The sequence below is a fragment of the Ruegeria sp. SCP10 genome (assembly GCF_040329495.1).
GTDB lineage: Bacteria > Pseudomonadota > Alphaproteobacteria > Rhodobacterales > Rhodobacteraceae > Ruegeria.
Genome location: NZ_JBDZYF010000003.1, coordinates 161093 through 173128 on the forward strand (window position 1 = coordinate 161093; position 12036 = coordinate 173128).

The following is a 12036-nucleotide window of genomic DNA, read 5'->3' on the forward strand; positions in this document are numbered from 1 at the left end:
TTCGTTGGTCTCGTGCATCCTGAAACAAGATTGCCCGTGAAGCCGTGTTTCGAAACCGCCTTAAGTGATAATCGTTGGGTGCTTCTAACTGTGCTCAGCGAGCACCTGGGTCAGAGCTGAATTATCTGAATGAGCACGTTTCGTAGGGCATTTTCCACAAGAAAAGGTATTGAATTTGCGTTAGAACGCTCATTGAAGCCAATCTGGTCAGACATTCAATACACAGGAATTTCGTTGCCAAGTGGACTAGCCCCTGCCGAACTGATCGCCATCTTAACGGCGGTAACGGATGATCAGCCGCGGGTCATGACCCTACGGGGAGGCGAGGCCTTGCCTTCCGGGCCTTTCGAATCCTCTCATCGCAGTTTGCAAAGCGGATTGCGCGATTGGATCGAAGCACAGACCGGCCATCCAGTAGGCTATCTCGAACAACTCTATACCTTCGCAGACAAGGACCGTGATCCACGATCTGAGGAGGTCACCAGCTCGCAGCGTATTTCGATCAGCTATCTTGGGCTGGTGCGTGAGCAGGATGCACCGGGGGCCAGACGCCCGACATGGCGCAGCTGGTATCGGTACTTTCCCTGGGAGGATCATCGCGGTGACCACAGCCCCAAGGAACTTCCGCTTATCACTGGCCGCCTCGCAGCCTGGGCAAAGGGGGATGCACTAAAGATCCAGCGTGTCGATTATCTGTTCGGTCTAAATGGAAAACCGTGGAACGAAGAGCTTGTTCTGCAACGCTATGAATTGATGTACGAGGCCGGGCTGGTCGATACGCCAGAATTCGGAGCACCCATGGCAGGCGACAACCGTCGCATCCTCGCGACAGGCATTTCGCGCCTGCGGGCCAAGATCAAATACTCTCCGGTGGTATTTGAACTTTTGCCCGAAAGCTTCACTCTGCTTCAATTGCAGCGCACGGTCGAAGCGTTGTCCGGTCTGCACCTGCACAAACCCAATTTCCGCCGCCAGATTGACCAGCAGGAACTGGTTGAAGAAACCGGGGAAATGTCCAGCGGCACCAGCGGCCGTCCGGCGCGGCTGTTCCGATATCGCCCGGCCATTCTTGAGGCCAGAATGCTGTCGGGTGTCAGATTGCCGCTCTCCAGACCCTGACAATCTGTTGACATAATCTCGAAACGAGAATAACTAGGTCTAAAATGTACTCGATTCGAGTATAAATGGAGAGTCCAATGAAAGATTTTCGCCTTCCCGAGCTCTATGATCGGGTTAAGCAGGTCATCCCACCTCCGGAGTGGATGCTGTTCGAAGAGGATCTGGAAGCCATCCTCGAACTGAAGCGCAAGAAGAACGCGGTCATTCTGGCACATAACTATCAGACGCCAGAAATTTTCCACGGCGTTGCCGACATTGTGGGTGACAGCCTGGCTTTGGCGCGCGAAGCCGTTAAGGTCGATGCTGACGTCATCGTTTTGGCGGGTGTGCATTTCATGGCCGAAACCGCCAAGCTGTTAAACCCTGAGAAAACCGTACTAATTCCGGATTTGGGGGCAGGGTGTTCGCTGGCTGATTCCATCACCCCCGAGGACATCGCTTTGCTGCGCCAAGCCCACCCTGGGGTTCCGGTGATCACCTATGTCAACACGTCGGCAGCGGTGAAGGCGGCATCGGATGTCTGCTGCACGTCGGGCAACGCAGTTAAGGTAGTGGAGTCCCTCGGAGTGCCGCGCGTTCTGATGATACCTGATGAGTATCTGGCAAAGAATGTTGCTAAAGAAACAGATGTCGAACTGATCGCCTGGCGCGGGCACTGTGAGGTGCACGAGCTGTTCACACCTGACGACGTGCGTGCCATGCGCGAAGCGTGGCCGGGCGTGACGGTACTGGCCCACCCGGAATGCCCACCAGAGGTGGTTGCTGAGGCGGATTTTTCGGGCTCTACCGCCGTGATGTCGGATTTCGTAAGCGCCAACAAGCCGGCGCGGGTCTGCCTGCTCACGGAATGCTCTATGAGTGACAATGTGGCGCTTAACCATCCGGACGTCGAGTTCGTACGTCCTTGTAACCTGTGCCCGCACATGAAGCGCATTAGTCTGCGCAATATCCGCGAAGCGCTAGAACATGATCGCTATGAAGTCACGGTCGACCCGGCCATCGCCGATGATGCGCGCCGCTCAGTGGAGCGGATGTTGGCAGTAAAATGATCCAGCTCGACGGTCTTCATGGCCAGGTTGCAATAGTCGGAAGTGGCATTGCCGGGTTGATCGCTGCGCTGGAATTGGCTCCGCAACCGGTGGTGCTGATCACCCGTGCAGGGCTGGGGCAGGAAAGTTCCAGCGCTTGGGCGCAAGGCGGTATTGCCGCCGCGTTGGGCGCGGATGACGATCCGGCGCAACATTTGGCCGATACATTGCAAGCTGGCGACGGGTTATGCGACGGGTCTGTCGCGTCGGACATTCTGGCCGACGCGCACGAGGCGATCACCATGCTGGAAAGCTATGGTGTTTGCTTCGATATGATTGCTGATGGCGCATATGCCTTTGGGCGCGAGGCTGCACATTCCCATCGTCGCATACTGCACGTGGGTGGCGACCGCACTGGCGCCGAGATCATATCGGCCTTGACACGTGCAGTCCTGCAATGCCCGTCGATCACCTGCCTGACAGATGTCGAGGCTCGGCGGCTGACAACGACTAACGGGCGTGTCACCGGCATTCACGTTCAACATGGCCGTCAGGCAGAGGTGTTGCGCACGTCTCAGGTTGTCATGGCGACTGGTGGCTGCGGCGGCTTATTCGACGCCAGCACCAATCCGTCAGGCAACTATGGGCAAGGTGTCATGATGGCTACGCGCGCTGGGGCAGCACTGCGTGATATGGAATTCGTGCAGTTTCATCCCACCGCCTTGGATACTCCGCAGACGCCCCTGTATCTGGTCAGCGAAGCCGTGCGGGGTGAAGGAGCCATCCTTGTCGATCAAAACGGCAAGCGTTTCATGGCGCATATGCCGGGTGCTGAACTGGCCCCGCGCGATGTGGTTGCTCGCGCTGTGCATCAAGTCATCGCTGATGGTGGCCGCGTATTTCTGGATGCCCGCACAACACTTGGGTCCAGTTTTGCGCAGCATTTTCCCAGTATTTATGGGATATGTAATGCCCATGGTATTGATCCGGTTCGCGAACCGATACCAGTACGCCCGGCGGCGCATTATCACATGGGCGGTATCGCGGTTGATAGGAACGCCCGAACTACCCTGACTGGCCTTTGGGCCATTGGTGAATGCGCAGCCACAGGTCTGCATGGCGCAAACCGGCTTGCAAGTAACTCGTTGCTAGAGGCTGTGGTGATGGGACGTCGCGCTGCCCACAGTATTGCCGGGTGTAAGATTCAAATTCCTCGGACCGCGCTTGAGCCTGAATGGCTACCTCATCCCGATCTTGGTTTGGTCAGGTCGTTGGTTTCAAGACATCTAGGCGTGATCCGCGATGAGGCCGGGCTGCGCTCTGCCATTTCAAACCTGTTGCCCATGGTTGAATCCGCTGGGTGTGCCTCTGATCCGGCGCTTGTGGCGCTATCTGTCGCGATCTTTGCGTATCTTCGTTGTGAATCGCGCGGCGGACACTATCGCAGCGATTTCCCAAATTCGGAATCCATGACGCGTGCCAATCAGATGACACTGACCGAAATTCTCACCCATGCAGGTTCGATCTGCCAGGAACCCCTTCTGAGGACTGCTTGAACTATGACCGACACACCCCTAGACCCGTTGCCCCGGATTATGCTGCAGCCCCTAGTCCGTCGCGCCCTGGAGGAAGACTTGGGTCTTGCCGGCGATGTAACCTCAACGGCTATCATTTCAGGGAATCACAGTTCTGAAGTTGTGGCTCGCGCGCGTCAATCTGGATGTATTGCCGGATTGGATTGCGCGGAACTGGCCTGTGCAATGGTCGATCCCGCAATCAAAGTGACGCGTCATGTAAACGACGGTGATTTCGTCGCGCCCGGCGCGGTCATCGCAACGTTCCAAGGCCCCTCTCGCAGCCTTTTGATAGCTGAACGCACCGCGCTCAATTTTTTGGGGTATCTTTCTGGCATCGCCAGCGTGACGGCAGATCTGGTGCGTCGGGTCAAAGATACAGGTGCGGCGATCACTTGCACCCGCAAAACCACACCCGGTTTACGTGCGCTCGAAAAATATGCAGTGCGTGCAGGTGGTGGAATGAACCATCGCTATTCCTTGAGTGATGCTGTGCTGATCAAGGATAACCACATTGCAATAGCAGGTGGTGTTGGCAAGGCGCTTACCAAAGCAAAACAGAGTGTCGGCCATATGGTCAAAATTGAGATTGAGGTCGACACCCTCGAACAGCTTGCGCAAGTTCTCGAGATCGGTGTCGATGCTGTGCTGCTTGACAATATGGATCCACAGACCCTTCGCAAAGCGATTGCAATGATCGATGGACGGGCGATCGCCGAAGCCTCGGGCGGGATTACCCCGGATAGTGTGCGAGCCGTTGCGGAAACCGGTGTCGATCTGATTTCTATGGGCTGGATCACCCACAGTGCGCCTTGTCTGGACATCGGGCTGGATTTTGTCGCTACGGTTAATTCTTCACCCGAGCCCCCGCCGAACAACTGATCTTTGTCTTTTACTATTCTGCTGCGGCACACCGATGTTCCGTCAGGGTTATCCAGGCCTCGTTTTGTGACAGAAAGACTTGCCCGTTTAAGTCCTCAATCAGGTGCGAGCGACTTAACCGATCCATTACAGGTCCTTTCACTTCAGAGAAATGCAGCCCAACACCCATGTCTTTTAGACGTGCGTTCACCGCTTCAAGACTTTCGAGCGCGGAGTAATCCACTTCGTTCACCGCAGAGAACATCAGGACGACATGGGCAATGTTGCAGCCTTCGGTAACGCGAGATTGTATCAAATCCTCTAAAAAGCGAGCGTTGACGAAGTAGAGGCTCTCATCAATGCGCAGGCTCAACACGCGCGGGTCGGTTTCGACTTTGTGGCGCAGGATATTGCGAAAGTGTTCGCTGCCGGAAACTCGGCCCACCTCGGCCACGTGCGGCTTTGAGGTTTTATAAAGGTGCAACAGCACAGAGATGATCACACCCGAAGCAACCCCGACCTCGACCCCCAGCGACAAGGTCAAAACAATGGTTGCTGTAACAGCGACGAAATCGGCGCGGCTATAGCTCCAGGTTTTTTTTAGGATCGATAGATCGACCAAAGACAGCACCGCTACAATGATTGTCGCTGCAAGCGTTGCCTTCGGTAGGTAATGGACCAGCGGCGTCAGGGCAGTGGCCGCGATGGCGAGACCGATGGCGGTGAACGCCCCCGCAGCAGGAGTTTCCGCGCCAGCGTCGAAGTTCACAACAGAGCGCGAGAAGCCACCTGTAACGGGATAGCCGCCGGTGAACGCAGCACCAAGATTGGCCGCGCCCAGCCCAATCAATTCCTGATCCGGGTCAATCCGTTGGCGTTTCTTGGCCGCAAGAGTTTGAGCAACGGAGACAGATTCAACAAATCCAATGATCGAAAGCAAGATCGCTGGCACAAGAAGGGCTTGGATGAGGTCCGGGGAAAAACTTGGCATGGTCAGCGGCGGAAGGCTTTGCGGGACAGCCCCCACGACCTTTACGCCTTCGTCTGTAAGATTGAGCGCCCAAACCGCAACAGTGGTGCCTATAACGGCGACAACGGGACCGGCCTTGGTGGCAAGCTCTGCAACAAACGCCGAAGCCCCAAGACGGCTTAACATCAACTTCAAGCCCTTCCGCACCCAAAACAGGAACGCCGTCGCAGTCGTTCCGATGACAAGCGTGATCCAATTCAATTCATTCAGATGAGATACTGTCGCCACAAGCAATTCGGGCAGAGTATGTCCTTGGGCGGGAACACCAAGAATGTGTTTGATCTGGCTGGCCGCAATCAGAATGCCTGACGCTGTGATGAACCCGGCGATCACCGGGTGGCTGAGGAAATTGGCCAGAAATCCCAGCCGGAGCAGCCCCAAAAGAAACAAAAATCCACCTGACAAGAAGGCGAGCGTTAGTGCCGCGACCGCATAGCCTGCTGTGCCCTGTTCTGCAACCTGTCCAACTGCCGAGGCTGTCAGGAGTGAGACCACCGCAACTGGCCCTACGGCCAGAGCACGGCTTGTCCCGAACAAAGCATAAAGCAAGATTGGCACGATCGACGCATAAATACCCGCCTCTGGTGGGAGACCTGCCAGCAGCGCGTAGGCAAGGCTTTGCGGGATCAACATAATCGTGACGATCAGAGCCGCGATCATATCGTTCGAAAGAGCGCTGCGATCGTAGCTGTATCCCCAGTCCAGTACTGGCAGGTAGCGGCGTAGAAGTTGGGTCATGGCCCCGTCCAGAAGAAAGAAGATGGGCTCGGCGGTTCACGCATGAGCCAACCTTTTTACGATGCGCATCTAGGAAAAGGTTCCGCCGCGCTGGTTATCAGCCGCTTATTCGGCAGCTACCTTGAGTTTTTCGGGCTTGGCCATCCATTCCTTGCCCTTCAGCATGGCTTTCCAGTAGATCGGCGGCAGCATCTTTTCCTTGAGAAACCATGCCAAGCGTGTGGGCTTGGTGCCGTCCAGTAGTGCAGGTGGGAAGCTGGGCTTTAACACGCCACCATAGCCGAACTCGGCCAGAACGATTTTTCCGCGTTCAACTGTCAAAGGGCATGACCCATAGCCATCATAGGCTGCAGTCGGTGAGCGACCCGCGATATCAGCCACGACGTTTTCGGCCACTGTTGGAGCCTGCTTGCGTGCTGCCGCTGCAGTTTTCGCATTGGGGGCGTTCATGACATCGCCAAGGCTCCAGATGTTTTCGTAGCTCTTGTGGCGGAGGGTACTCTGATCGACGTCAACCCAACCCGCGGCATCGGCCAAAGGAGAGACACGGACAAAGTCAGGGGCCACCTGAGGGGGGCAGACATGCATCATGTCAAAATCCACTGTGACTGTTTCCGGCTCAGTCTCGGGTTTGGCGACCTTGAATGTTGCCGTCTTTGCTGGGCCATCGACAGACACCAGATTGTGGAAGTAGTTCAGCGTCGCACCGTACTTAGCCACGTAGTGTTCCAAAGCGGGTACATAGTCTTTCACCCCGAACAGGACCCCACCCGCGTTCATGAACTGAATGTCGATGTCTTTCAGGCGACCGTTTCGGAACCAGGCATCGCCTGACAGATACATTGCCTTTTGAGGCGCACCTGCGCATTTGATGGGCATCGGTGGCTGCGTAAAAAGGGCGCGCCCCTCTTTCAGGTCTTGGACCAACTGCCAAGTGTAGGGCGCCAAATCATAGCGGTAGTTCGAGGTTACGCCATTGCGGCCGAGCGTTTCTTCGAGCCCCTCAACTGCTTCCCAATCCAGCTTCAGGCCGGGGCAAACAACCAATCGCTCGTATTTCACAACACGACACCCATCCAGGATCACCGCATCGTTTTCGGGTTCAAAAGCGGCAACCGCTGCCTTGATCCATTTGACTCCATTCGGGATGAGCGATCCCATAGTTTTTGCGGTTTCGCTGGCCTCGAAGATACCACCGCCGACCATGGTCCATCCTGGCTGGTAGTAGTGAATATCCGCCGGATCAATGATCGCAATCGAAAGGTTCGATTGGCGGGATTGCAGGCTGGCAGCGACAGAAACACCACCGGCACCCGCACCGACAATCACAACGTCAAAATTTGCATCACCCGTATCCGTTGGGGTCTTACCCCCGTTTGCTATGCGTCTCGCGACACCGTTCATATCGTATCCCGCAGCTTTCGTCGCTGCGAGTATTTCGGGCATTGGACGTTTCTTGCTTTCGTGGAACGACCAAAGGGTGGCTGACCGCGTTCCGGTTCGGCAATAGGCAAGGACAGGGCGTGGCAGCTGGGCTAAGGCGTCACCAAATGCCTCGACATCTGCATCTTTTACGATCCCGGATCGAATTGGAACATAAGTTGCCTTAAGCGCGGCCAGTTCTGCTGCACCCTCGATTTCATCGAAACTGGGCTGGTCTGCGCCTTCACCATCGGGACGGTTACAGATTATCGCTCGGAAGCCGGCATCCTTGATTGCGGTTATATCGTCGACCGTGATTTGCGGGCTTACCGAGATTTTGTCAGTGATTTTCTTGATATCCATTTCAACCTCCTCAGAGTGCGTTCACGGGCACTTTGAGCATCGGATTGCCGTCAACGTCTTTTGGCACTTCTCCGGCGCGCATGTTCACTTGCAGTGAAGGAATGATGAGTTTTGGCATGGCAAGCTGTGCATCGCGTTCGGTGCGGAACTTGACGAACTCTTCCTTCGTTTTGCCCCCGCCAACATGAATATTGTGCGCTTTTTCGTCACCAACAGAGGTCTCCCACTGTATTTCACGGCCGTTTGGACCGTAGTCGTGACACATGAAAAGCCTCATCTCGTTTGGCAGCGACAGCACTTTCTGAATGCTGTCGTAGAGAACGCCGGAATCGCCGCCCGGAAAGTCCGCTCGGGCCGAACCTCCGTCAGGCATGAATAGGGTGTCGCCTACAAACGCAGCATTCCCCATTACATGCACCATACAGGCAGGTGTATGACCCGGCGTATACATGGCAAAGGCTTGCATATTGCCGATCATGTAGGTGTCGCCGTCTTCGAACAGCGCATCGAACTGAGATCCATCGCGCTGGAATTCGGTACCTTCGTTGAAGACCTTTCCGAACGTGTCCTGCACCACCATGATTTTCGATCCGATACCGATCTTGCCGCCCAGCTTCGACTGAATGTAGGGGGCCGCGCTGAGGTGATCGGCATGAACATGCGTCTCGATGATCCACTCAAGTTTTAGCGCTTGTTCTTCAATTCGGTGGATCAGTTGATCTGCATGTTCATAGGTGATGCGCCCTGCGGCATAGTCGATATCCATGACGCTATCGACAATCGCGCAGGCATTCGATGACGGGTCCTTTACGATGTAGCTGATTGTATTTGTGGCTTCGTCGAAAAAGGCCTGAACATCCGGTTTGATGCCCATGCAAACGGGGTAAGTCATATCGTGTCCTCCGAAGGGATTGTCAGGTGGTCGATTTGGCCGGCATAGGGCTGATCAGACGGCGCAAATAGAATCCGCCAATGACTGACGCGAGGAACAGCGCGACTTCCCAGCGGCCTGTTCCCAATGCAGGGATGGCAGCGCCTGGACAGAAGCCGGCAATTCCCCAGCCAACGCCAAATGGGGCAGCGCCCCCGATGAGTTTGTTATCGATCTGTGTGGAAACAGGCAGCTGGAAGCCGTGTTCAAACACGGGGGCAGGGCGATGCCAAACAAGCCGATACCCAATAAACGTCACGACCAAAGCACCGCCCATGACGAAAATCAAACTTGGATCCCATGTTCCAGCAACGTCAAAGAAGTTTAGAACCTTTGCCGGGTCCATCATCCCAGAGATCGCAATTCCTGCTCCAAAGACAAGTCCGGTCACTAGGGCAAAAAGATGTTTCATTTCAGCCTCCAGCAACATGGCGGATTAGGAATACGGTTAGTGCTGCTGTCGCCATGAAAACCGGCACCGCCACGAACGAACGGATTGATAAGCGCGACAAGCCACAAATTCCGTGACCAGATGTGCAACCAGACCCCAGGCTTGCGCCGAGCCCGACAATCACACCACCAATGACAATCATGGCTGGGCTGACGGGTACGGTGAGCACGGGCATGGAGCCCGTCACCACATAGATGAACCCCGGAGCAAGTATCATTCCCGCAATCAAAGCAAGCCGCCACATCAGCTCTTCCCGGTTCTGGACGAAGACTGTGCCAGACAGAACCCCGGTCGCACCAAGTACCCGCCCCAGGCCAAGCATAAGCAGCACTGCACTAAGGCCGATCAGCAAGCCACCACCAAAAGAGGTGAAAGGAGTAAACGAAGTTTCCATTGCTTCAGGACCGACAGGTCTTAAAGCCGAAGATAGAGTAGATCGGACAAACACGCGTTGCCGAGACAATCAGCATAACCATACCGACGGCTGCCGCGCCGAATTTCAGAACGTTCCCGTCAAACAAAGGCAAGTCGCTGAAAAGGGCAAGATAAAGCAATCCAAGGCCAAGCGCAGCGCGCAGGATGCGGTCAATGGTTCCAACGTTCGTGTTCATGGTGTTCTCCATCGTCATAACTTGGAGAACGGATATAGTTTTGACTTCAGGGGTTCAGTGACATTGTCACTTAACATGCAAAAATTTGAATTAGTTGGATGCAGCGCGTTCTCGTAGCGCTTGTTTGTCCAGCAATAAAATGTGGCCACGTGATTGAGCAATCATCTCACGCTTCTGAAAATCCTGCAGAATTCGGCTGACAACCTCTCGCGCTGTGCCCAGTTCACTCGCCAACTGTTGGTGGGTGGTCGAGATCTCCTTAAACTCGCCTGCCAATGTCAGAAGCCGCTCAGCCAAACGCACATCCATATGTCCAAAGGCAACGTCATCCACGACACGCAGGAGGTCGATCAGTCGCCTTGAATAGGCCGCGAAGACGAATTTCCGAAATTCTTCTTCTTCTGCGACCAACCTGTCGAAGGCAAGCTTTGGAAGAACGATGGCGGTTATGTCAGTCTCTGCCATACCTTCGGCGTTGTAAGCCTCTTCCGCCAGCATGCAGGCGGTCGTCAGAACGCAGCTTTCCCCGGCATCTACGCGATAGAGGACGATATCCCGACCCGTGTCCGAACTTTGCGAGACACGGATGCGTCCATCATAAAGAAAGAAGAGGCTATCTGGCACATTCGCAGGCCCAAAAACCTGCGCGCCTTTAGGCATTTCGACGATCCGCGCTTCCTTAAGCAGGCGGTCGCGCACCGAGCGCGGCAAGGCCGCAGTTCCCTGAAAGCGCTCTGTCCAATCAGCGATCATCGTGCCATGCGCATCGGTGCCACGATACCCTCTTCAATTGTCGCAATGCGAGAGAACAAAAGATTTGCCCAATTGAACACCACCATTGTGCCTTCGTCGGGTGACCACATACCCCACGAGGCCCAGTTCATGCACGATCTTTTTGATATGCGCTCGTGCAAATCCATGGACCTGCACAACGTCATCGACCCGGATCAATTCAATCGCCTTGAGAGCCGCGCACTGCGTTTTGGCCTGACTAAATTGATGCAGGTGTCAGCTTCATTCTATGACCTCGCCTTGAACAATGATCCATGTCATCAGACGTGACTCAATTCGCGCTGATGCCAACCAAACCTGTACCGATGATTAAAAGCGACCGAAACGAAACCTTCAGAGTCTCAACGAAAGACAGGACATCCCCCCATCCAACTTTGCGCAGTCGGTGTTGTCGATCTCTACGACCTGGTATCCCTCGCGATCCAGCATCTCTGCAGTGCGTGGGAAGCCCGCGGCCATCAGGACCAGATTGTTAAAACGGATTGCGTTGGCAGAGGCTTCTTCGCCGTCGGCGACATGCAATACACGGTATCCTTCAAAGCAACCCGATGCATCCAGTCGACGGGTCGACAGGATTGTCTCGGCATCCATCAATGAACAATCTGTCTTGAAGTGCAGAACGCCTTCGGGCGTGAACACCTCCCGCAGTTCGTGGCCCCAGTTGGAGGCGATTTTTTCCAACTCGGCGACACCTTCAGCATCCGTCCGCTCGGACCTGCCCACCAAGATCTCGCGTCCGGTGACAAGGATATCTCCCCCCTCGACATGACCGGGGCCTTTGATCTCAAGAACTGTTTCGTAGCAGTTTCGAAGTGTCGGGGCCATTTGATCCACTTCTCCCATCCGCGACGGTGCACCTGGCCGCATCAGTATGGCTCCTTGCGGCAGGCACAGGGCCGTATCCTCGACAAATTGCGCGTCAGGGAATGCGTCGAGGGAATCAAGCTCGATCACCTCCGCTCCGGTACTTTTTAGTGCTGCAACGTAAGCCTTATGCGCCGCTATCATCCCGTCAAAATCTGGGTTTCCGATATCTTCTGCACGTAGCCCTCCGGCTATGGTCGGAGCGGGTCGTCGGGTGATGGCACGGGAAAACTCAAAGGTAGGGTCTGACAT

General features: G+C 55.3%; 14 protein-coding genes. 5 read left to right on the top strand and 9 right to left on the bottom strand.

Translation table 11 applies throughout. The features are described from left to right. Positions 1–306: 306 nt before the first annotated feature. The 4 genes from ABLN87_RS09835 to nadC all read left to right on the top strand — a co-directional run bounded on the left by ABLN87_RS09835 (position 307) and on the right by nadC (position 4603). Positions 307–1119, top strand: a complete 813-nt coding sequence (locus ABLN87_RS09835) for an NUDIX hydrolase (RefSeq protein WP_353009579.1) — start codon at positions 307–309, stop codon at positions 1117–1119. Positions 1120–1196: 77 nt separating this feature from the next. After that, a complete protein-coding gene (gene nadA, locus ABLN87_RS09840) occupies positions 1197–2168 on the top strand; it encodes a quinolinate synthase NadA (RefSeq protein ID WP_353009581.1) in 972 nt (323 codons plus the stop codon). Continuing rightward, positions 2165–3703 carry an L-aspartate oxidase gene (locus tag ABLN87_RS09845; protein ID WP_353009583.1) on the top strand — a complete coding sequence of 513 codons (1539 nt, stop codon included), beginning with the start codon at positions 2165–2167 and terminating at the stop codon, positions 3701–3703. Before nadA ends, ABLN87_RS09845 begins: the two co-directional genes overlap by 4 nt. A 3-nt stretch (positions 3704–3706) precedes the next feature. Beyond that, entirely contained in the window at positions 3707–4603 is an 897-nt protein-coding gene (nadC, locus tag ABLN87_RS09850; protein ID WP_353009586.1) for a carboxylating nicotinate-nucleotide diphosphorylase, read from the top strand. A 13-nt stretch (positions 4604–4616) separates the two neighbouring features. Here the strand turns inward: nadC and ABLN87_RS09855 are convergent, their stop codons facing one another. From ABLN87_RS09855 to ABLN87_RS09890, 8 genes are all read right to left on the bottom strand, one after another. Continuing rightward, positions 4617–6350: a SulP family inorganic anion transporter gene (locus tag ABLN87_RS09855; protein ID WP_353009588.1), complete on the bottom strand. Its 1734-nt coding sequence runs from the start codon at positions 6348–6350 to the stop codon at positions 4617–4619. A 105-nt stretch (positions 6351–6455) separates the two neighbouring features. Then, the gene (locus ABLN87_RS09860; RefSeq protein WP_353009590.1) at positions 6456–8135 is read right to left on the bottom strand and encodes a TIGR01244 family sulfur transferase; all 1680 of its coding nucleotides are present in this window, start codon (positions 8133–8135) and stop codon (positions 6456–6458) included. A gap of 10 nt (positions 8136–8145) precedes the next feature. Continuing rightward, the gene (locus ABLN87_RS09865) at positions 8146–9027 is read right to left on the bottom strand and encodes an MBL fold metallo-hydrolase (protein WP_170537465.1); all 882 of its coding nucleotides are present in this window, start codon (positions 9025–9027) and stop codon (positions 8146–8148) included. Positions 9028–9049: 22 nt separating this feature from the next. Continuing rightward, on the bottom strand, positions 9050–9478 hold the full coding sequence (locus ABLN87_RS09870) for a DUF6691 family protein (RefSeq protein WP_353009594.1): 429 nt from the start codon (positions 9476–9478) through the stop codon (positions 9050–9052). 1 nt (position 9479) lies between these two features. Next, entirely contained in the window at positions 9480–9911 is a 432-nt protein-coding gene (locus ABLN87_RS09875) for a YeeE/YedE family protein (RefSeq protein WP_353009597.1), read from the bottom strand. 4 nt (positions 9912–9915) lie between these two features. Beyond that, positions 9916–10128: a YgaP family membrane protein gene (locus ABLN87_RS09880; RefSeq protein ID WP_353009600.1), complete on the bottom strand. Its 213-nt coding sequence runs from the start codon at positions 10126–10128 to the stop codon at positions 9916–9918. A gap of 90 nt (positions 10129–10218) precedes the next feature. After that, positions 10219–10881 (bottom strand): Crp/Fnr family transcriptional regulator, encoded by a 663-nt coding sequence (locus tag ABLN87_RS09885; RefSeq protein ID WP_353009602.1) that lies wholly within the window; start codon positions 10879–10881, stop codon positions 10219–10221. Beyond that, positions 10878–11012 (bottom strand): hypothetical protein, encoded by a 135-nt coding sequence (locus ABLN87_RS09890; protein ID WP_353009604.1) that lies wholly within the window; start codon positions 11010–11012, stop codon positions 10878–10880. Before ABLN87_RS09890 ends, ABLN87_RS09885 begins: the two co-directional genes overlap by 4 nt. Here ABLN87_RS09890 and ABLN87_RS09895 point away from each other — a divergent pair. Next, positions 11011–11190, top strand: coding sequence for a hypothetical protein (locus tag ABLN87_RS09895; protein ID WP_353009605.1), 180 nt, complete (start codon positions 11011–11013; stop codon positions 11188–11190). The genes ABLN87_RS09890 and ABLN87_RS09895 overlap by 2 nt on opposite strands. A 63-nt stretch (positions 11191–11253) precedes the next feature. On the opposite strand, the gene ABLN87_RS09900 is transcribed toward ABLN87_RS09895, so the two are convergent. Further along, on the bottom strand, positions 11254–12036 hold the full coding sequence (locus ABLN87_RS09900; protein WP_353009608.1) for a dimethylarginine dimethylaminohydrolase family protein: 783 nt from the start codon (positions 12034–12036) through the stop codon (positions 11254–11256).

Excerpts from the sequence above, each read along its gene's own strand:
- ABLN87_RS09865 (WP_170537465.1), bottom strand. The coding sequence starts at position 9,027 with ATGACTTACCCCGTTTGCATGGGCATCAAACCGGATGTTCAGGCCTTT.
- nadC (WP_353009586.1), top strand. The coding sequence starts at position 3,707 with ATGACCGACACACCCCTAGACCCGTTGCCCCGGATTATGCTGCAGCCC.
- ABLN87_RS09845 (WP_353009583.1), top strand. The coding sequence starts at position 2,165 with ATGATCCAGCTCGACGGTCTTCATGGCCAGGTTGCAATAGTCGGAAGT.
- ABLN87_RS09835 (WP_353009579.1), top strand. The coding sequence starts at position 307 with ATGACCCTACGGGGAGGCGAGGCCTTGCCTTCCGGGCCTTTCGAATCC.
- ABLN87_RS09885 (WP_353009602.1), bottom strand. The coding sequence starts at position 10,881 with ATGATCGCTGATTGGACAGAGCGCTTTCAGGGAACTGCGGCCTTGCCG.
- ABLN87_RS09860 (WP_353009590.1), bottom strand. The coding sequence starts at position 8,135 with ATGGATATCAAGAAAATCACTGACAAAATCTCGGTAAGCCCGCAAATC.
- ABLN87_RS09875 (WP_353009597.1), bottom strand. The coding sequence starts at position 9,911 with ATGGAAACTTCGTTTACTCCTTTCACCTCTTTTGGTGGTGGCTTGCTG.
- nadA (WP_353009581.1), top strand. The coding sequence starts at position 1,197 with ATGAAAGATTTTCGCCTTCCCGAGCTCTATGATCGGGTTAAGCAGGTC.
- ABLN87_RS09890 (WP_353009604.1), bottom strand. The coding sequence starts at position 11,012 with ATGAACTGGGCCTCGTGGGGTATGTGGTCACCCGACGAAGGCACAATG.
- ABLN87_RS09895 (WP_353009605.1), top strand. The coding sequence starts at position 11,011 with ATGCACGATCTTTTTGATATGCGCTCGTGCAAATCCATGGACCTGCAC.
- ABLN87_RS09870 (WP_353009594.1), bottom strand. The coding sequence starts at position 9,478 with ATGAAACATCTTTTTGCCCTAGTGACCGGACTTGTCTTTGGAGCAGGA.
- ABLN87_RS09900 (WP_353009608.1), bottom strand. The coding sequence starts at position 12,036 with ATGTCAGACCCTACCTTTGAGTTTTCCCGTGCCATCACCCGACGACCC.
- ABLN87_RS09880 (WP_353009600.1), bottom strand. The coding sequence starts at position 10,128 with ATGAACACGAACGTTGGAACCATTGACCGCATCCTGCGCGCTGCGCTT.
- ABLN87_RS09855 (WP_353009588.1), bottom strand. The coding sequence starts at position 6,350 with ATGACCCAACTTCTACGCCGCTACCTGCCAGTACTGGACTGGGGATAC.